Source organism: Rhizobium sp. PvP014, from assembly GCF_017876855.1.
Classification (GTDB): domain Bacteria; phylum Pseudomonadota; class Alphaproteobacteria; order Rhizobiales; family Rhizobiaceae; genus Neorhizobium; species Neorhizobium soli.
In genome coordinates this window covers 185,176-204,386 of record NZ_JAGIOT010000002.1, presented here as the reverse complement: position 1 = coordinate 204,386, position 19,211 = coordinate 185,176, and the positions used below count along the sequence as shown (strand labels likewise).

At 62.0% G+C, this 19,211-nt stretch carries 21 protein-coding genes; 9 read left to right on the top strand and 12 right to left on the bottom strand.

The genetic code is table 11. From position 1 onward, the window contains the following. Window positions 1-4: 4 nt before the first annotated feature. On the bottom strand, window positions 5-892 hold the full coding sequence (locus J3A65_RS05535; RefSeq protein ID WP_209900193.1) for a branched-chain amino acid aminotransferase: 888 nt from the start codon (window positions 890-892) through the stop codon (window positions 5-7). A gap of 540 nt (window positions 893-1,432) precedes the next feature. Here J3A65_RS05535 and J3A65_RS05530 point away from each other — a divergent pair. The 5 genes from J3A65_RS05530 (at window position 1,433) to J3A65_RS05510 (ending at window position 6,628) form a co-directional block, all read left to right on the top strand. Then, on the top strand, window positions 1,433-2,161 hold the full coding sequence (locus tag J3A65_RS05530) for a gamma-glutamylcyclotransferase (protein ID WP_245341483.1): 729 nt from the start codon (window positions 1,433-1,435) through the stop codon (window positions 2,159-2,161). A gap of 148 nt (window positions 2,162-2,309) precedes the next feature. Beyond that, window positions 2,310-2,504: a hypothetical protein gene (locus tag J3A65_RS05525; protein WP_209900191.1), complete on the top strand. Its 195-nt coding sequence runs from the start codon at window positions 2,310-2,312 to the stop codon at window positions 2,502-2,504. Between the two features lie 109 nt (window positions 2,505-2,613). Beyond that, complete coding sequence (locus tag J3A65_RS05520; protein ID WP_113111238.1) at window positions 2,614-4,128, top strand: phospholipase D-like domain-containing protein; 1,515 nt, start codon at window positions 2,614-2,616, stop codon at window positions 4,126-4,128. Between the two features lie 168 nt (window positions 4,129-4,296). Next, a complete protein-coding gene (locus tag J3A65_RS05515; protein WP_092661617.1) occupies window positions 4,297-5,121 on the top strand; it encodes an aldo/keto reductase in 825 nt (274 codons plus the stop codon). Window positions 5,122-5,314: 193 nt separating this feature from the next. Then, on the top strand, window positions 5,315-6,628 hold the full coding sequence (locus tag J3A65_RS05510; RefSeq protein ID WP_209900189.1) for a hypothetical protein: 1,314 nt from the start codon (window positions 5,315-5,317) through the stop codon (window positions 6,626-6,628). A gap of 70 nt (window positions 6,629-6,698) precedes the next feature. Here J3A65_RS05510 and J3A65_RS05505 read toward each other — a convergent pair whose 3' ends face one another. Continuing rightward, window positions 6,699-7,715, bottom strand: a complete 1,017-nt coding sequence (locus J3A65_RS05505) for a magnesium transporter CorA family protein (RefSeq protein WP_062453512.1) — start codon at window positions 7,713-7,715, stop codon at window positions 6,699-6,701. A 271-nt stretch (window positions 7,716-7,986) separates the two neighbouring features. On the opposite strand from J3A65_RS05505, the gene J3A65_RS05500 reads away from it, so the two are divergent. Continuing rightward, window positions 7,987-8,670, top strand: coding sequence for a hypothetical protein (locus J3A65_RS05500; protein ID WP_209900187.1), 684 nt, complete (start codon window positions 7,987-7,989; stop codon window positions 8,668-8,670). 16 nt (window positions 8,671-8,686) lie between these two features. On the opposite strand, the gene J3A65_RS05495 is transcribed toward J3A65_RS05500, so the two are convergent. From J3A65_RS05495 to J3A65_RS05485, 3 genes are all read right to left on the bottom strand, one after another. Further along, entirely contained in the window at window positions 8,687-8,866 is a 180-nt protein-coding gene (locus tag J3A65_RS05495) for a hypothetical protein (RefSeq protein ID WP_062579592.1), read from the bottom strand. A gap of 77 nt (window positions 8,867-8,943) precedes the next feature. Beyond that, on the bottom strand, window positions 8,944-9,336 hold the full coding sequence (locus J3A65_RS05490; protein WP_062454796.1) for a hypothetical protein: 393 nt from the start codon (window positions 9,334-9,336) through the stop codon (window positions 8,944-8,946). Window positions 9,337-9,452: 116 nt separating this feature from the next. Beyond that, a complete protein-coding gene (locus J3A65_RS05485; protein ID WP_113167473.1) occupies window positions 9,453-10,460 on the bottom strand; it encodes a YihY/virulence factor BrkB family protein in 1,008 nt (335 codons plus the stop codon). A gap of 132 nt (window positions 10,461-10,592) precedes the next feature. On the opposite strand from J3A65_RS05485, the gene J3A65_RS05480 reads away from it, so the two are divergent. Together J3A65_RS05480 and J3A65_RS05475 are read left to right on the top strand one after the other, a co-directional pair. Next, window positions 10,593-12,179, top strand: a complete 1,587-nt coding sequence (locus tag J3A65_RS05480; RefSeq protein ID WP_209900185.1) for a helicase HerA-like C-terminal domain-containing protein — start codon at window positions 10,593-10,595, stop codon at window positions 12,177-12,179. A gap of 8 nt (window positions 12,180-12,187) precedes the next feature. Further along, on the top strand, window positions 12,188-12,583 hold the full coding sequence (locus J3A65_RS05475; RefSeq protein ID WP_209900183.1) for a cytochrome c family protein: 396 nt from the start codon (window positions 12,188-12,190) through the stop codon (window positions 12,581-12,583). A gap of 7 nt (window positions 12,584-12,590) precedes the next feature. On the opposite strand, the gene J3A65_RS05470 is transcribed toward J3A65_RS05475, so the two are convergent. The 3 genes from J3A65_RS05470 to J3A65_RS05460 all read right to left on the bottom strand — a co-directional run bounded on the left by J3A65_RS05470 (window position 12,591) and on the right by J3A65_RS05460 (window position 15,086). Beyond that, window positions 12,591-13,316, bottom strand: coding sequence for a hypothetical protein (locus J3A65_RS05470; protein WP_209900181.1), 726 nt, complete (start codon window positions 13,314-13,316; stop codon window positions 12,591-12,593). 146 nt (window positions 13,317-13,462) lie between these two features. Then, window positions 13,463-14,287, bottom strand: coding sequence for a VOC family protein (locus J3A65_RS05465; protein ID WP_209900179.1), 825 nt, complete (start codon window positions 14,285-14,287; stop codon window positions 13,463-13,465). 46 nt (window positions 14,288-14,333) lie between these two features. Continuing rightward, a complete protein-coding gene (locus J3A65_RS05460) occupies window positions 14,334-15,086 on the bottom strand; it encodes a thioredoxin family protein (protein WP_209900176.1) in 753 nt (250 codons plus the stop codon). Window positions 15,087-15,140: 54 nt separating this feature from the next. Between J3A65_RS05460 and J3A65_RS05455 the strand changes: the two genes are divergently transcribed. Further along, window positions 15,141-15,587: a MarR family winged helix-turn-helix transcriptional regulator gene (locus J3A65_RS05455; protein WP_209903336.1), complete on the top strand. Its 447-nt coding sequence runs from the start codon at window positions 15,141-15,143 to the stop codon at window positions 15,585-15,587. An 83-nt stretch (window positions 15,588-15,670) separates the two neighbouring features. Here J3A65_RS05455 and J3A65_RS05450 read toward each other — a convergent pair whose 3' ends face one another. From J3A65_RS05450 to J3A65_RS05435, 4 genes are all read right to left on the bottom strand, one after another. Next, entirely contained in the window at window positions 15,671-16,093 is a 423-nt protein-coding gene (locus tag J3A65_RS05450) for an organic hydroperoxide resistance protein (protein ID WP_062453520.1), read from the bottom strand. Window positions 16,094-16,363: 270 nt separating this feature from the next. After that, window positions 16,364-17,089 carry a L,D-transpeptidase gene (locus tag J3A65_RS05445; protein ID WP_062453521.1) on the bottom strand — a complete coding sequence of 242 codons (726 nt, stop codon included), beginning with the start codon at window positions 17,087-17,089 and terminating at the stop codon, window positions 16,364-16,366. Between the two features lie 285 nt (window positions 17,090-17,374). Further along, window positions 17,375-18,199 carry a L,D-transpeptidase gene (locus J3A65_RS05440; protein ID WP_113167479.1) on the bottom strand — a complete coding sequence of 275 codons (825 nt, stop codon included), beginning with the start codon at window positions 18,197-18,199 and terminating at the stop codon, window positions 17,375-17,377. A gap of 82 nt (window positions 18,200-18,281) precedes the next feature. Next, on the bottom strand, window positions 18,282-19,190 hold the full coding sequence (locus tag J3A65_RS05435) for a prolyl oligopeptidase family serine peptidase (protein WP_192076587.1): 909 nt from the start codon (window positions 19,188-19,190) through the stop codon (window positions 18,282-18,284). Between the last annotated feature and the right edge of the window lie 21 nt (window positions 19,191-19,211).

Here is a 19,211-nt window from a genome sequence, read left to right as displayed (position 1 = left end):
TCAATCAGACGTCTTCGCCCTTGGTCGAGCGTGCCCAGTCCATATAGAGTTCAAGCGCCTTGCGGGCGACAGGACCTTCCTGCAGGGAGCGGTCCTCGAAGCGGTTTACCGGGGCGATTTTCGAGTAGTTGCCGGATGTGAAGATCTCGTCGGCATTGGCGAAATCGGCAGCCGTCAGCGTGACTTCGCGCACGTCGAAGCCGGCGCCGCGCAACAGGGTCAGCACGCGCGAGCGGGTGATGCCTGCCAGGAACGTGCCGTTGGCGATCGGCGTCATGACCACGCCGTCCTTGACCATGAAGATGTTCGAGGATGCGGTTTCGGCGACATTGCCGTTCATGTCGAGCGCGAGCGCATTGTCGAAGCCGCGGCTCTGCGCCTCGAGGATCATGCGGCCGCTGTTGGGATAAAGGCTGCCGGTCTTGGCGGCCGTCATCGCGACTTCGGCGCTCGGGCGGCGGAAGGGCGACACGGTCAGCGACGAGGCCTTTGCCGTGTGCATCGGAGCTTCGAACAGGCAGAGCGCAAAGCGGGTCGATTCCGGATCGGCTGCGACGACGCTGTTGGGCAGGCCGTGTTCGGCCCAGTACATCGGCTTGATGTAGATCGCGGTCTTGCCGTCGAACTTCTTGACGCCTTCGAGCGCCAGCCGCTCGATCTCCTCGGCTGCCATGACCGGCTTCATGCCCATATTGATGGCCGAGCGGTTGACGCGCTGGCAGTGCATGTTGAGATCCGGCGAGATGCCTTCGAACCAGCGGGCGCCGTCGAACACGGTCGTGCCCAGCCACATGGCGTGCGAGGTGGGTCCGATCAGCTTCGGATTTCCTTCCACCCACTCACCATCCACGTAAGTCCAGGTGGTGGAGCGAGGGGATGTGTCGACGGCCATGATATTCTCCTTCGGGTCTTCAAAGCTTGGCGGGGGTCGCTAAAATTTGGCGTGAATGAAATCCCCGAAGCCCTCAAGGTCAAGCGACAATCCGAGATGATTCATCACAAATATTGATGGCACCCCGAATTGCCGCCGTCTCATGGTCAGGGCGCTCGCTGCGGTGCGGGTGCCGGAAGAAGCGGCGAGTCCGATGGCTGGCGCGGACTGCCCGGCGCTCCCTGCAACAGGTTATCGCTACCCAGCTGACGACTGTCGTTCTGCATCAGAGTGATTGACAAAATGACGGCCACCAGCAGGCCAAGGACAATGAGAAACAACCAGCGCATGTATCGAAAACTCCCTCTCACGCAGAATAACGCGAACATTTCCGTCTGAAACGTTGCGTGATCCCTTCGACCAGAACAGTGGGGCCACTCTGCGGCAACGCAGCAAATCCTTCACAAACGCGGCCCAAAAACGTTGACAGCAGCCGTTCAGGCTTGCAGTCTTGCGCCTCACCTCCCGTTTACGCACTCATTTTTTTACAACGCAGAGGCCATGTCCAGCTCAGGCGCCCTCACCTCAACGGCTCTCAAGTCATCGTCCATGTCGCTGACGCAGGACCTCGTCGACCTGTGTTTCCGCGACGAGATGGATCCGGGCGCGCCACCAACATGGGAGCCGCTGACGGATGCCGACTATGCCGACATTACCGAGCGGCTGGTGGAGGAAATCGGCGAAGAACCGCTGTGGATCTTTGCCTATGGCTCGCTGATCTGGAAGCCGGGCTTTGATTCGATCGCCTGCCAGCGGGCGACGGCCTACGGCTGGCATCGATCGTTTTCGCTCCATATCGAACGCGGCCGCGGTTCGCCGGACCAGCCGGGGCTGATGATGATGCTGTCGCGCGGCGGTCGTTGCGACGGCGTGATCTACCGGGTGTCCGATTCGGAAAAGCGCGAGCAGATCGACAAGGCGCTGCGCCGCGAGGTGAGCCACAAGGACAGCCTTTCGACCTTCCGTTTTCTCCCCGTGCGGACGCAAGGCGGCGAGACGATCCGGGCACTGACTTTCTGGGCTGGAGGCAAAAGCCCGCGGATCATCCGGCCGCTTCCGCCGCTGCAGGATGTAGCGCCGGTTCTGGCGCGTGCCTGCGGCCATCGCGGTTCCTGCGCCGAATATCTTTATAATACGGTCGTGCATCTGGCCGAATTCGGCATCCGCGACCGCAATCTCTGGCGGCTGCAGGAGATGGTGGCACGCGAAATCGAAGCGATGCACGCTTAAAAGCGTGATGCCGCCCGTCGGGGCCGGCAGTGCGAAATCTGGCACTCTCTCATAAAAGTTGAGGACGGCGGGCTCGATCCGTGTTTGAACGCTTTCGGGGGCGCGTGCGACCCCCATCGCGATGACCGGTACCGTGCCAGCGAGACCCATGACGACTGTAGCCACCATAGTGTACCTGACGGTAGCGACCGCGTTCTTCGGGATGACGTTGGCCGAGGGTGTGACACGACGGCTTCCCTGGAGCTTCGACAGGATCATGGGACTTTTGCTGTCGTGCCTGTGGCCGCTGATCCTGATTGCGATCGCGGTCAGCAGTCATCGCGATCGCAGAAATGCAGGATGACGCGGCTGCGCATTACTCCACCGATCCTTGTATATTTCCCGTAGAAGCAGCGCGGCGCTGCCCTATATCCTCGATAACCGAAAAGACGAAGACTGGGGCGACTGGATCGATGCAAAGCATCCTCAACGAAGGCGACACGTGCTGGCGGATTGCCAAGGCGGACAGACTTTCCATCATCATCGATGCAGCCGATTTCTTTCGCTTCGCCAAGCGCACAATGACGAAGGCGAAAAAGTCGATCTACCTGATCGGCTGGGATTTCGACACGCGCATCCAGCTGGAGCCGGGCAAGAAGGATGGCAAGGCTGACAAGGCCGCGAAGGAAGAATGGCCCGACGAGCTTGGCAAGTTTCTGAACGCGCTCGCCGAGCGAAACAACGGGCTCGATATTCGCATTCTCAAATGGGATATCGGGCTGATCAATTCGATCACTCGCGGTGAAACCCCGTTTTATATTCTCAAATGGATGTTCGACAAGCGCATCCATCTGAAGCTCGACGGCGCGCATCCGGCGCTGTCGGCGCATCACATGAAGCTTCTCGTCATCGACGACGAAGTGGCGTTCTGCGGCGGGATCGACATGACCGTTGGGCGCTGGGACAGTCGCGATCATTCGGAAGACGAGCCGTTGCGCAAGTCGCCGATGGGGTTTGCGCAAGGGCCCTGGCACGATGCCACCACCTGCCTTTCCGGCGAGGCCGCACGGGCGCTCGGCGAGGTCGCACGGCGGCGCTGGAAACTGGCAACCGACGAGACGCTCGATCCGCCCGACGAGAATACCGCCACGGAGAACGATCCCTGGCCGGACGAGCTGGAGGTCGGGTTTCGCGACATCTCGATCGGCATCGCCCGCACCGCGCCTGAATACGAGGGGCGCAGCCAGATCGTCGAGATCGAGACGGCCAAGCTTGCGATCATCGGTTCGGTGAAAAAGACGCTTTATGTCGAGAGCCAGTATTTCGCCTCGCGTCGTATTGCAGAGGCCATGGCGGAACGGCTGAAGGAGCCCGACGGACCGGAAATCGTGCTGATCAATCCGGAGGGCTGCGAAGGCTGGCTGGAAGCCAAGGCGATGGACAGCGCCCGCATTCGGCTGATGAAGATGGTGAAGGACGCCGATGTTCATGATCGCTTCCGGATCTACTACCCTGTCAACGAGGCCCGCACGTCGATCTATGTGCATGCCAAGATGATGTTTGCCGACGACCGGATCGTGAAGATCGGCTCGGCCAATCTCAACAACCGCTCGATGGGCTACGATACCGAATGCGACCTTATCCTCGAGGCGCAGCCGGGTGAGGACACGCTGAGCGAGAAGATCGTCAGCACCCGCGACGATCTCATCGCCGAACATCTTGGGCGCGAACCGCAGGAAGTGCGTGACGCGGTCGCAGCGCATGACGGGTCAATCATCGCGGCCATCGAGGCGTTGAACCGACAGAGCGGCCGAGGTCTTCTGCCGGTCAAGATGCGGGAGCTGAGTGCCGACGAGGAATTGCTGGCTGAATCGGACATTGCCGATCCCGAGCGACCAAGCGGCGTGCGGTACCGGACATCAAACTTTCTGAAACAGCGGTTCGGTCGAGTCGCGAGACGGGCGAAACGGGCGCGCAAAGAGACCTGACGAGGCCGATTGCGCGGCCTCCAGGGCCTTCTTTCAAGCCGATTTGTCGCATCCGGTGGAGTGATCATGGGCCGGTCTCTGCTTGATCGCCGGATTTCACGGCCCATCTAGAGTGTGCCTCTTCTTTGCCCGGCTCCCCGTCGGGCCCCCTTTTCCAAGGAGCACATGATGCAAACCGTCAACGCCAACGGCGCCCATATCCCAGCTCTCGGTTTCGGCACGTTCCGCATGCCCGATGCGGATGTTCATCGCATTCTGCCGCAAGCCCTCAAACTCGGCTTCCGCCATGTGGACACTGCGCAGATCTACAAGAACGAGCAGGCTGTCGGCGACGTTCTTCGTCAGTCGGGCATTCCGCGCGACGACATCTTTCTCACCACGAAAGTCTGGGTCGACCGCGTCGGTCACGATGCCTTTATCGCTTCGGTGGACGAAAGCCTTGCCAAGCTGAAGACGGATCACGTCGACCTTCTGCTTCTGCACTGGCCGCAGAGCGAAATGCCGCTGGCCGACCGGATCGGCGCGCTGAACGAGCTGAGAACCGCAGGCAAGGTCAAGAATATCGGCGTTTCCAACTTTTCGACCGCGCTGATGGCTGAAGCGATCAAGCTGTCCGATGCGCCTATCGTCAACAACCAGGTGGAATATCACCCCTATCTCGACCAGACCAAGGTGCTGATGGAAGCGCGCAAGACCGGCATGTCGGTGACCGCCTATTACCTGATGGCCGATGGCGCGGTGCCGAAGGACGAGGTGTTGAAGGAGATCGGCGCGAAGTACAAAAAGACCGCCGCTCAGGTCGTTCTGCGCTGGGCCGTGCAGCAGGAGGACGTGATCGCGCTGTCGAAGACCGCGACCGAAAGCCGGCTGCCGGAGAATTACGACATCTTCGACTTCTCGCTCTCGCCGCAGGAAATGGAAGCGGTGTTTGCGCTGTCGCGGACAGACGGACGCATCGTATCGCCGGTGCATCTCGCGCCTGAGTGGGATTGATCCGGCTTTAAGGCCTCCGTCCTAAACACAGGTCTGTTGGGTCGCTTCCCACACACTCCCGCCGTGGTTTGTGTGGGATCCCGCCCAATTGCCCGGCGAGCCTGCGCCATGCGGCGGTCGAGGCCACGTCTTCTCTTGCCTCTCCCAGCCAGAACCATAGGTCTTGTCACGGGCTGGAAGAGGAGGAGTTTTCATGCATTTCAGAACGATATTGATGTCCGCGGCGGCGATGGTTGTTACCGCCCTGCCCGCCAGCGCGCAGCAAAAGCCTGCGGACCCGGCGCCAAAGGACTGCCCGAATTCGATGCCGGCCGGGACCGAGTGCTTCGCGGGTCAGGATCTGCACGGCGCCTATTACTGGATCGCCAAGCCGAAGGACTGGAACGGCACGCTCGTCGTTCATGCCCATGGCGGGCCGCGCACCGCAAAGCCCACGCCGGACGATCCGGTCGAGGATCTCGAGCGTTTCGCGGTCACCGTTCAGGAGGGCTATGCCTGGGCCGGTTCCAACTATCGCCGCGAGGGCTATGGCGTGCGGATGGCGGCGTCCGACACCGACACTCTGCGCCAGATCGCGATCGCGCTTCTCGGGGAGCCGAAGCATGTTCTGCTGCACGGCCAGTCCTGGGGCGGCAATGTGGCGGCGAAGACGGCCGAACTCTACGCACTCGACTGGCGCGGCCAGAAGAATTACGACGGCTTGGTGCTGACCAGCGGCTTGCTGGCCGGCGGCGGCCATGGCTATGACTTCCGCGCCGATCTGCGGGCCGTCTACCAGTATTACTGCAAGAACCATCCGCGCGCGGACGAGGTGCAGTATCCGGTCTGGCAGGGCCTGCCCAAGGGCTCGAAGATGTCGCGCGACGAGCTGCAGCAGCGGGTCGACGAATGCACAGGCATCTCTCTGGCGAAGGACAAGCGCTCGCCAGAGCAAGCAAAGAACCTCGCCAATATCCTCGCCGTCACCAAGGTGCCGGAAAAGACGCTGGTGGCGCATTTGAGCTGGGCGACCGGGTTGTTTTCCGACATCGTCTGGCGGCGGATGGATGGCAAGAACCTGTTCGACAATGCTGACGTGCAGTACAAGGGATCAGACGATGACGCGGCGCTGAACAAGGGTGTCGAGCGGTTCAAGGCGGATCCGCAAGCGGCTCGGCTGATGGCCTATGATGCCGATCTCACCGGCCAGATCGTCGCGCCGACCATCACCCTGCACGCCAAGAACGATCCGACCGTGTTTGTCGATCACGAGGCGATCTATCGCCAAACGGTGGATAAGGCTGGCAATGGCGAGCTGCTGGTGCAGAATTTTTCCGACGAGGCGGAGCATTCCAAGCTCTCGACGCCGCAATATGCAGCGCTTTTTTCCGCCATGTTGAGCTGGATCGACAAGGGCGAGAAACCGACGCCGCAGACGGTGGCAGCCCTGTGTGAAAAGAAAGCCGAGACCTACAAGGAGCCCTGCAAGCTTCTCCCGGATTTCGTGCCGCAGATCCAGGAACGCTAGAAAGCCTATTGCCGCCTAGATCAGGCAAGGACGGGCGGAGCAACCGTGCTCCGCCCGTCTTGGTTTGCGATTACAGCCAACCCTTGCGCCGGAAGTAGAGATACGGCAGCGCCATCGAGACGATCATCAGGCAGAGCGCCAGCTGATAGCCGTAATGCCATTGCAGTTCCGGCTGGTTGGCGAAGTTCATGCCGTAGACCGATGCGACGAGCGTCGGCGGCAGGAACACGACGGACGCAACCGAGAAGATCTTGATGATCTGGTTCTGCTCCAGATTGATCAGCCCCAGCGTCGCATCGAGCAGGAAGTTGATCTTGCCGGACATGAAGGCCGAGTGATCGCCAAGCGAGGTGGCATCGCGCTGCAGCAGTTTCAGGCGCTGGCGCATTTCCTTGGGCAGCTTGCGATCGACACCATCGAGGGCGGCATAATAGGCGACGACGCGCGAGACGCTGACGAGGCTTTCGCGCACGACGGTGATGAACTCGCCCTTCTGGCCGATCGCCCGGATCAGTTCCTGCAGGTCGCGCGTCTTCTTGTTGACCTTGGAGGCCTTGGCCGCAAAAATATCGCGCGAGATCTGGTCGATATCGTTGCCGAGCCGCTCCAGCGTATCCGCCATGCGGTCGATGATCGCCTCGACCAGACCGGTCATGATCAGTTCGCCGGTTGCCGAATGGAGGCCGAGCCCGTTGCCCTTGCGGGCACGCGCCATGAACGCATCGAAGGGACGCGGCTCGGAATAGCGCACGGTGACGAGAACCTGGCCCTTGACGATAAAGGTGACGGGAACCTTGTGCGGCGTGCCGGCATCCGGGCGTGTCAGCACGGTCATGGTCATGAACTCGGCGCCGTCTTCCTGGTAGAGACGGGAGGAGAGTTCAATATCCTCCATCTCGTCCTGGGTTGGAATGGTAACCCCGAGGCGGGAGCCGACATCGCGCTCTTCCTTGGCCGTCGGGTTGATCAGGTCGTACCAGATCACAGGCGGCTGCGGAGCAACAGACGTCGCATCGGCGGCTGCACTGGCGATTACGGCGTCGGCCGCGACAAGGCGGTCGTGATCATAGGCATGGATACGCAGCATGACGGCTCCTATTCCGGACCATTGAGGTCCCCGGAGCGCATCACCGATATGAACGGTTCAGAGCCCCGAAGCGGCAGGTCTATCTGTTGACGTCGAACTTCGACTGTCGGGGTTCATCTCGGTTTGTCCTTTGAAAGAGCGGCACCCGAACGGGTAGCGCTTTGCGCGTGAAATGGCGCGGAAATCACGGAAAGTCAACTCCCCGCAGCGCAGCATTGACCCGTCGTTTGCGCTTCTGTAGCAAAGCCGCTCCGACCAAGAGGTTTGTCCCATGCTGCCCTGGATCCAGCTCGACCGCGCAACCATTCCCGGCGCCCTGCCCGGCGAGGAAGGCGAGCTGCGTCTGAAGCAGCGCGGCCAGGAATTCTCGATCATGCTCGGCACCAACGAGCTGATGAACAGCCGTCTCAGCGGTTCGGAAGAAGCGCTTGCGACGCTCGCACACGATAAGATCGGCAATAGAGCCAAGCCTTCGATGCTGATCGGCGGGCTCGGCATGGGCTTCACGCTGAGGGCAGCGCTTTCAGTTCTGCCCGAGGATGCGCAGGTGACCGTGGCCGAGCTGGTGCCGGCCGTGGTTGACTGGGCGCGCGGGCCGATGGCGCCTGTCTTCAAGGGCTGCCTCGACGATCCGCGCGTGACGATTTTCAAGGGCGATGTCAGCGAGTTGATCCGCCAGTCGACCGGTGCCTTCGATGCGATCCTGCTCGATGTCGACAATGGGCCGGACGGGTTGACGCGGGCCTCGAACGACCGGCTCTACAATATGGCTGGTCTCTATGCCGCACGCTCGGCACTGAGGCCCGGCGGCGTTCTCGCCGTCTGGTCGTCAGGGCCCGACGCGGGTTTCACCCGGCGGCTGAAGGAAGTGGGATTTCAGGCAGACGTGGTGAACACGCGCGCCAATGGCAAGCGCGGGGCAAAGCACGTGATTTGGCTGGCAGCCAAGGGCTGACGTTCGGCCGGTTTGCTCAGACGCCCGGAGGGGCGCTGCCGGCGAACTGGAAATAGAGGAATGCCAGGACCAGGCCCGCGATAATGGCGACCCAGAACAGCATGCGTTTCACACCGGGCGCCATGTTTTTGAACGGCGACTTGCGCGGCGGCTTGACCGGTTTCGGACGCTGGAACTTGATGATGTTGTCGCTCATCGCCGACCTATAGCATAGCTGATGATTTAGAAAAGCCGCCGGCTGCGGGCCAGCGGCTTTCGATTCACAAGTTGAGATCACACGAACTGGCTGAGGCCGGGCACCGATGCGATGACCGTATCGACTGTTTCATCGCCGGCATGTTCGCGCGCAACAGCCATGGTTTCCTTGGCGAGTGCGGTGATCTCGCCCATGCCGAGGCCCTGCGACATCAGCTGCTGGCCGAGCGTCATGATGCCGCCGCCGCCAAAACTCGACATCAGGCCGCCGAGCAGACCGCCGCCACCGGCACCTTCGCCATTGAACTTGCCGACCAGTTCCGGCGCGCCGGGAATGGCTTCGATCATCCGCGCCACGGCAGCGTCATCCGCCTCGCGCTGCAGGAAGCCCAGCATCATGCCGATCGCCTTTTCGGCGGCATCAGGTGCAAGACCGACGCGGTCGGCAACGCGGGTAACCATCTCGTTCATCAATATCTCCTCAGTTTTGACGTTCACGTCAAGGTCATACATAGACTCGTGCCGGATGCCAACAGGCGTGTTCCAACTGGTGCCACGCAGCCCGGGTTGGCGCAACCGGCGGCTTATCAATCCTCGGCGGCGACACCGACCGTATCGGCCATTTCAGCGCCGCGCGCCCCCATCGGCTTCGGATGGCCGGTGGTGGAATCGACCGCGGTCTGGTGCTCAAGCTCGGCGTTGATCTCGGCTCCGACAACCACGATGATGACGGATACCCATGTCCAGACCATGAAGCCGATCAGCGCGCCGAGCGTGCCATAGGTGGCATTGTAATCGGCGACGTTGGCCAGATAGTAGGACACGCCGAGCGAGGCGAGAAGCCAGAAAATGGTGGAAAAGGCAGCGCCCCAGGTCAGCCACTGGATCTTTGCCGGCTCGCGGCTGGGGCCGAACCGGTACAGCGCCATGATGCCGAGCGTGACGAAGACCATCATCAACGGCCAGCGGGCGATGCGGATGATCATTTCCGACCACTGGTCGAGCCAGAAATATTTGAGCAATGCCGGCACCACGCCCATGGCAAACAGGATGACGATGGCAATCAGCATCGCGCCGAGCGTGAAGAGCAGCGACATCAGGTTGAGCTTGACGATGCCGCGCTTTTCCTGCTCGCCGTAAGCGACATTCATGGCCTCGAAAAGCGCCTTCATGCCGTTGTTGGCGCTCCAGAGCGCCAGCGCCAGACCCGCGATCAGGCCGATCGACAGTGTAGCGCCGCGTTCGCTTGAAAGTGCCCGGACCTGATCGAGAAAGATGTTCAGCCCTTCGGCGGGCATGATCGTGCTCAGAAACGCGATCCGATCGGCTATCGTCACGGGATCGGCGACGAACCCGTAGATCGACACGAGCGCGCTTGCGGCGGGAAACAGCGCCAGCAGCAGGTAATAGGTGACGCCGGCGGCGATCAGCGTGATGCGGTCTTCGGTCACGCCGGCATAGACGCGCCAGAACACGTCTTTGAGGCCGCGGGCCGGAATGCCCATCGGGCCATCCGCATGGCGACCCCTCTGCGCATCGCGCACGCCTTGCGCATCGAGTGTCCGAGTTCCCGCCGGTCCGGCTGTGTCCGTCATCGTCACGTATTCACCCCTCTTCTGCCGCCTCTCGCGCCAGTTTTCACTTGGCCGATTTTCAGCCGTTGCCCGGCTCTTCAGCGCATCCTATAAAAGCCACAGATTGAACGCGTTTAGGGAGCGCATAGTTGCATGGCGAATATTGATGCGGACGATCAGGCGAAACTCTTTATCGGCGGCAGTCGCAACCCTGACGACACGTTGAACAAGGCCGAATTCCTCGACATGAAATTCGGCAACCGCCACGGGCTGGTGACCGGTGCAACCGGCACCGGCAAGACCGTGACGCTACAGGTTCTGGCCGAGGGCTTTTCGCGGGCCGGCGTTCCCGTTTTTGCATCCGACATCAAGGGCGATCTTTCCGGCGTCGCGGCCAAGGGCGAGCCCAAGGATTTCCTCGCCAAGCGCGCCGAGCAGATCGGCTTTGCCGATTACGAGTTCGAGCAGTTCCCGGTGATCTTCTGGGATCTCTACGGCACCAAGGGCCATAGGGTTCGCACGACGATCGCCGAGATGGGGCCGCTCTTGCTGGCCCGTCTGATGGATGCATCCGAACCGCAGGAAGGCGTGCTGAACATCGCCTTCAAGCTGGCCGACAAGGCCGGGCTGCCGCTGCTCGACCTCAAGGACCTGACCTCGCTTCTGAATTACATGGCCGAGAACGCGTCGGAACTATCCAAGGAATTCGGCCTCATTTCCAAGGCTTCGGTCGGCTCGATCCAGCGGGCGCTGCTCGTTCTGGAACAGCAGGGTGCGGAGCATTTCTTCGGCGAGCCGGCGCTGAAGATCACCGACATCATGCGGGTAAACCCGAATTCCGGTTACGGCCAGATCTCGATCCTTGCCGCCGACAAGCTGATGATGAACCCGCGGCTCTACGCGACCTTCCTTCTGTGGCTGCTGTCGGAACTGTTCGAGGAACTGCCTGAAGTGGGCGATCCGGACAAGCCGAAGCTGGTGTTCTTCTTCGACGAGGCGCATCTTCTGTTCGACGAAGCGCCGAAGGTTCTTCTCGACCGCGTCGAGCAGGTGGTGCGGCTGATCCGCTCCAAGGGCGTCGGCGTCTATTTCGTCACCCAGAACCCGCTCGACGTACCGGAAAGCGTTCTCGCCCAGCTCGGCAACCGGGTGCAGCATGCGCTGCGCGCCTATACACCGCGCGAGCAGAAGGCAGTGAAGACCGCGGCCGACACGTTCCGGCCGAACCCGGCCTTCGATTGCGCCACCGCGATCACCCAGCTCGGCACCGGCGAGGCTCTGGTCTCGACGCTCGGTGGCAAGGGTGCGCCGTCAATGGTGGAACGGACGCTGATCCGCCCGCCATCCGGTCGGATCGGTCCGCTGACCGATGCGGAGCGGCAATCGGTGATGGATCGCAGCCCGGTTCTCGGGATCTATGACGAGGATCTCGACCGCGAAAGCGCCTTCGAAATGCTTGGCGCCCGGGCAAAGCAGGCCGCCGATGCAGCCGCTGCCCGCAAGGCGCAGGATGAACTCGAGCCCGCACCGCCTGCCGGCTCCGGCGAAACCACCGGCTGGACCCTGCCCGGCTTCGGCAACAAGGACGAAGACGAGCCGAAGGGCCGCAGAACCGTCGGCCGCTCCGGCTACCAGCGCGAGACGATCATCGAGGCTGCCATGAAAAGCGTGACGCGCACCGTCGCCACCCAGGTGGGCCGGGCAATCGTGCGCGGCATTCTGGGCAGTCTGAAACGGTGACCGGGCGGATGCACAGAGCGGCAAGGACAGGGCTCTGCGCCCTCGCCCTTGTCGCGCTCGCCTTTTCCTCGAACGCGCAGGCGGCAGATGCCGGCAACGGCAAGCGGGTGTACCAGAAATGCGTCGCCTGTCATGTGGCCGACCGGGAGACCAACCGGTTCGGCCCGCATCTCAAGGGCGTCGCCGGGCGACCCGCAGCGCAAGTTCCCGACTACAAGTATTCGCAGGCGATGAAGGATGCAGGCGCGGCCGGTCTCGTGTGGGACGATGCGGCACTGTCCGCCTTTCTCTCGAGCCCCAAGAAGAAAGTGCCGGGAACCAGCATGCGCTTCTTCGGGCTATGGACCCAGGCCGAGATCGACGATGTTATCGCTTACCTGAAGACGACCGCGCAAGCAGAGTGACGGGTCATCAGCCGTTCGGGTAAGCAGCCGAGACGGGCACGAATTCGTCGTCGCGGACGGGTGCGGCAGGAGCAACTTGCGAGCCTGTGAGCGCCGTTTCGCGCCAGGTTTCCAGGAGCCAGGCGAGCTGGGCGTAATCCAGCCCATAGGCATCGTGCAGGCCGGAATTGCGGCCGGTCGCATCGCGGCTCATGCGGATCAGGGCGGTTTCCGGAAGCGTGACATCGTCGAACACGACCATTTTCATCTCCAGCTTCGGCAGAAAGCGCACGGAAATCGGCGTCATCGCGCCTGCCTTGAAGCCTTCGACATCCCGCCAGCGCCAGACTTTGCGACGCCCGAACGTGACCATGGTCAAGCCCTCGCCATCCAGTTCCAGCCGCTGGCCGACGAGGACGCCCGCCATCATGACGGAGGCGCAGAGCGACAGGAAACCGACGCCCAGCCAGAGAATGGCCTGTCGCAACGCCGGCATTGGCGGTTCGGCGGGGTCGATATCCAGCAGCAGAACCAGAAGCAGGACGGCGAAGGCTGCGCAGCCGACGGCCAGCGAAAAATAGCGGACGCGGCTGGAATAGAGGGTGACGGGTCCGGGGTAGCGGGCGATCAGCGTTGCGGCATCCTGCCGCCTTCGGTGGAAGGTTTGCGGCCAGAGCATATGCGCAAAAACGAAGGCGCCGGCCCCGAACAGGGCGAGCACCGGCCAGCCGCCCCTGAAACCGGTCAGGATCATGAGGATTCCAGACAGGGCAAGGAACGTGCTGATGCTAAAGAAAACAAGGCTCAGTGGACGGGGCAATGGATGCATGAGTGGGTCCTCCGGCCTTATGCGTGAAGGTGCAATTAGGCCTGACACGGACAGGATCAAGGTTTTGGGGATCAGGAGCGCTTCGGAGCGACGAGGCAGAAGAAGGCGCCCTGGGGATCGGTGGCCTGGACGATCCAGCTTCCGCCGGGCACTTGCATCGGCCCGAACACGACACTACCGCCGCCGGCCGTGATCCGCTCGATGGCCGCGTCAATCGCCTCGACGTTGAAGTAATAGGACCAGCACGGCGCAGGCACCGTGTCCGGTTTCGTCATCATGCCGCCGATCGCCTGGCCGGGATGGCCGTCATAGGCAAAGATGCGGTAGACGCCCATCTCGCCCATGTCCATGTCATGGTCCTTCGCCCAACCGAACACGCTTCCATAGAATTCGAAAGCCTCCTCGCCGTTGCCCGCCATCAGCTCGCACCAGCCGAGATTGCCGGGATCGGCGGGGCCGAGCTGGCGGGGCGGGTTTTCGGGCGGGATCGGCGTCATGATGCAGAGGACCGCACCATGGGGATCGGCCACAACAGCAAACCGGCCGACGCACGGGATATCCTCCGGGTCGCGCTGGATGCGTCCGCCAAGGGAAACGAAGTCACTTGCGGTTTCATCGACATCGTCGACGGCAACATAGCCGGTCCAGTTCGGCGGCATCTTGCCTTCAAGCTCCGGCGGAAAGTGCATCATGCCGCCGATGCCGGGGCAATTCTCGCCCTCGCCCATTTCGAACAGGTAATAGGACGGCATATCAGGCATGGCGAGTTCGCGGACATTCCAGCCGACCACCGAGGCGTAGAACTTGCCCGCCGCTGACGTGTCTGACGTGATCAGTTCGCACCAGATGAACTTTCCATGCGTGTCCGAACGGGATTTCGAAACGATCTGCAGCATGCCCATCTCCCTCTTGTGTGTGTTGAACGGACCCGGCGACGTGCCCTCAATGGCAGCAGGATGACGCCTGTTGCTCGGGCTTTGCCGCATATTCGTCGTGGCGCTTGAGGAAACTCATCGTCTTATCCTCGTTGCGGCCCAGCGGCGCGCGGTCGAGCAGCATCAGCGTGCCGATCACCTCTTCCGGGCCGCGGGCATAGGTGGAATAGGTGTGGAAGATCTCGCCGGCCTCATTCTTGTAGAAGGCGGACAGGCCCGGAAGCTCCTCGAAGCCTTCGCTCGTGGGCATGTCGCGGAAATTGTAGTTGATCGTCTCGCCCTGCATCTCTTCTTGCGTGAAGGAAACGCGATAGTCGTGGTTGAAATCCGCGGCGTAGGACGAGACCCAGGGAAACTGCCAGTTCATGCGGGCCTTGTAGGCCTCGATTTGCCCCAACGTGCCGCGCGAGACGGCGACGAGCGTGACGTCGTGATGGTTGAGATGGGCAAGCGTGCCGTCGAAATGGTCGGCCATGAAGGAGCAACCGACACAGCCTTCGCTCCAGTCGGGTCCGAACATAAAGTGATAGATTAGCAGCTGGCTGCGTCCGGCAAAGAGATCGGACAAGGTCTTGCCGCCCTGCGGCGTGTCGAAGACGTAGTCCTTGTCCACCCGCACCCAGGGCAAGGCGCGGCGGGCGGCGCGGACCTTGTCACGCAACCGCGTCTCCTCCTTCTCAAGCGCCAGAAGCTCGAGCCGCGCCTTCAGCCACTCTTCTTTCGACAGGACGGCATTTGTCGGGAATGCGCTGACATCCATAAGAACCTCCCCTTTCTTGACAGAATAGGTTGATATCAACATAATATTTCCATGCTGTCAAATCCCGATTCGGTTCCGTTTTCCGCCACGCTTCATGTCCGCGACACCTGTCTTTGCCTGCATGTGCAACGGGCAGCGCGGGCCTTAGCGCGAACCTTCGATACGGCGCTGAAGCCGGTTGGATTGAACAATGGCCAGTTCTCGCTGATGATGTCGCTCAACCGCCCACAGCCGGCGACGATGAAATCCGTCTGCGACCTGCTTGCCATGGACCGCACGACGCTGACTGCGGCCCTGAAAGTTTTGCACGCTCGTGGCTGGATCGGCAGCGCCGTTGACCCGAAGGACAAGCGCGGACGGCTTTTGACGCTGACGCAGGATGGCCGCGCGGTTCTGGCGAAAGCCCTGCCGATCTGGGAGGCGACGCATGCGGCGCTGGATGCCGCCCTGCCCGATGGCAATGCCGATCAGCTGCGCGACTCGTTGAAGGCTGTGAGCTGAACGCGGTCGGCTGAAATCCGGGCAAACAAAAAGCGGCCGAAGCCGCTTTTCGCCGTCCCTTGGCGGGACAAAGTCGCGTCGTGTTACTCGACGGTAACCTGGACTTCCGTGGAAGTCCGCATCGCGTGGCTGTAAGGGCAAACGATATGTGCCTTGGCAACCAGGTCTTCGAGCTGGGCGCGTTCGATGCCGGGGGCGTTGACCGACAGCGAGACTTCGATGCCGAAGCCGCCACCATCTTCGCGCGGGCCGATGCCGACCGTTGCGGTGACCTTGGCCTCGTCAGGGATCTTCACCTTTTCCTTGGCAGCGACGGCTTTCAGCGCGCCGAGGAAGCAGGCAGAATAGCCGACCGCAAACAGCTGTTCCGGATTGGTGCCGGTGGCGCCATCGCCGCCGAGTTCCTTCGGAACCGTCAGCGTGACGTCGAGCACGCCGTTGTCGGAAGCACCGTGGCCGGAGCGGCCACCGGTTGCGGAACCCTTGGTCGTGTAAAGAATGGGCATGGAGTAACTCCCTTGGTGATTGGTATTGCCGGATCATCGCGCGAGCATTCGATGGCACGAAAACCTGAACCGGCATTAGTCCAGCGACATGGTCGCTAAGGCAGGAGATAGGGCAGCAGGCCGCGAAGTCAGGACCGGGGTGGGAGATAATGAACGGGGACCGGGAAAGAGAGGTGCGCCGATGGCGCCATTGCCGAGGGACGGATGGTCACCGGATGCAAAAAAGGCTGCGGTCTCCCGCAGCCTTTTCGTCGTAGATCAAGAAGATGCTTACTGCCAGACGACGACGCGGGCCTTGTTGGGGACGCGCTCATAGAGGTCGATGATGTCCTGGTTCATCAGGCGGACGCAGCCTGAGGAGACGGCTTTGCCGATCGAGTTCCATTCCGGCGAACCGTGCAGGCGGTAGAGCGTGTCCTGGCCGTTCTGGAAGATGTAGAGCGCGCGGGCGCCGAGCGGGTTTGTGAGGCCCGGAGGCATGCCGCCGTTTGCGATCGAATACTTGACCAGTTGCGGCTGACGCGCGACCATTTCGTCCGGCGGGGTCCATTTCGGCCACTTCTGACGCCACTGGATGACGCCCTCGCCGCTCCAGGCAAAGCCATCGCGACCGATGCCGACGCCGTAGCGCATGGCCGAACCGCCGGGCTCGACCAGATAGAGGAAGCGCGACGGGGTGTCGACGACGATCGTGCCCGGGCGTTCGCCTGTCGGATCGACAACGCGCTGGCGATAGTAGCGCGGATTGATCCGCTCATAGGGGATGGCCGGGATGAGATAGCCACCATCTTCGACGGCGCCGTACATCATCGCGGCTTCGGGATCGCCGCCAACCGGCGGAAGGCCGTCGTTGCGGAGGGCGACGCCGTCACGGTAGGTGACGATATTGCCGGAAGGACCCGGCGCAGTCGATGCACAGCCAGCGAGCGTCGAGGCAGCGCCGACACCCAGCATGGACAGGAAGCCCCGTCGGGAGAAAGAAGAGTTGGAAATCATGTTCGGAAAGTCACCCTAGAGGAACGCGTCACTGCAAAAGCAAATTCTAACGGCAATCGAACCGATTGGTTCCCTGCCTGATGTTTTGCTCCACTATCACATAACGCGGCCAGCTTCATCGACCATTCACGAGGTTGACACACACCATCACAGGGATGCGACACGGCCTGTGTCCCCTGCGCAACAGCGTGATCACTTCACTGTGTGTGAGGGCAGATACGAGACATGAGGGATTGACGCGCGAGATGCAAGCTTACCGTGGGCAGCTTTGCCACGCGCCAGCGGTCAGAGAACGACGATCGGAGTGCCGTTCGGGACACGGTCGAACAGGTCGATGACGTCCTGATTGAGCATGCGAACGCAGCCGGACGAGGTTGCCCTGCCGACGGACTGCCAGTCCGGCGTGCCGTGAACGCGATAGAGCGTGTCCTTGCCGTCCTTGTAGATATAGAGCGCGCGGGCGCCGAGCGGGTTGTTCAGGCCGGGATCGGCGCCGCCGGCTGCTGCTGCGAACTGGCGCAGTTCCGGCTGGCGCGAGACCATTTCCCCTGATGGCGTCCAGCGCGGCCATTTCGCCTTGCGCTGGATGACGCCGCGGCCGGACCAGGCAAAGCCCGCCTTGCCGAGACCGACGCCGTAGCGGATCGCCTTGCCGCCGGGTTGCACGAGATAGAGGAAATTGGCACGGGTATCGACCACCAGCGTGCCGGGTGCTTCATTGGTCTGGTAGGACACATCCTGGCGCAGAAAACGGTTGTCGATGCGCGAATAGGGAATGGCCGGCAGCGTGTGGCCGTCGTCGCGGATCACCTCGTACATGACCCGGTGCACGGGGTTGGAGACCGGCATGCCGTAGGTCTGGTGGAACTGCGTCTGATAAAGCTGACGCTTTTGCGGAATAGCTTCCTTCTGGGGAAGAGGCTGCGGCTGGACCGGCTCGTTATAGGCCGGCTGATAGAAGACCGGCGTGGTTTCGCGGGCAAACACGGCCGGGTCCATGCGGGTCGTATCGGTGACGAACGGCACCTGGCAACCGCTGAGCGCCGTCGTCGCCACAAGAACGGCCGCAAGACCGGAGGTCCGGCTGAGCGATAAGGCTTTGTTTTGCATGGCAGTCCCGCTTCGGCATTGATGACGTCGGCGGCAATCTGTCAGTTAGCGCTTTCGCGAGGCTGGAGCGGTGGCGACTGGATCACGTGAACTGATTGAAGAAGCGGATGCTTTCGACCACGGCTCCCGGCACCACGCCGCTGTGATTGCCCGGCAGAAGCTTCTTGTCGATCGCAACGCCAGCAGACCGCGCACGATCGATCAGCAGCTGGTGGTCGGCATCAAAAGGGCGCTCTTCCGACCCGCGCAGAAGCAGCGTCGGGCATTTGAGGCTCGGCCCGAAACAGGCGGACGAGCGCATCACGAACTCTTTCGGATCGGCCGCATCGAAGGGCACTTCGTTCGAGTATCGGGTAAAGAAGCGCCAGGAATTGACGCCGGCGGAAATTGGAACTGCGGCCCTGAACCGGCGCGTCATGCCAGATAGAAGCGACAGCGTGCCGCCATTGCTGTGGCCGGCGATGAAGATCCGGCTGCGATCGATGCCGGGCAGGTTTTCCAGATAGGTGGCGGCTGCCAGCGCATCGGCGGTTTCGTCATAGAAGCCGGAGAAATTGCCGGCCTGGCCGTTTTCGCCGCGAAAGGATGGATGCAGGACCACGAAGCCCGCTTCCCAATAAGCTTTCATCAGTTCCCAGTGGCCGTCGCCGGTGGCATTGCCGCCGTGCAGGAAAAGCACGGCCGGTTTCGGCTTGCCCGAGGCTTCGTAATGGGAAAGCCAGGCGATCAGTTCGAGCGAGCCATCCGGACCGCCGCGATAGAGGACCTTTTGCGCACCCGGCGGGGTCCCAAGCGGTGGCGAGGCTTCGGGTGCCGGACCATGCTTCAGAAGATGGGTGCGGAAGCGGCGCCTGGCTTCGGCATAATCTTCCTTTTCCAGCGGCAGGGTTTCGGGGACGGGAAAGGGCGCGGCCAGGGCCTGGGGTGCAGCAAGGGAACCAAGTGCACCGAGTGCCAGACCGGTCATCAGCATGCGGCGGGTGATTGACATGGAACGACCGTCTATAAGGAT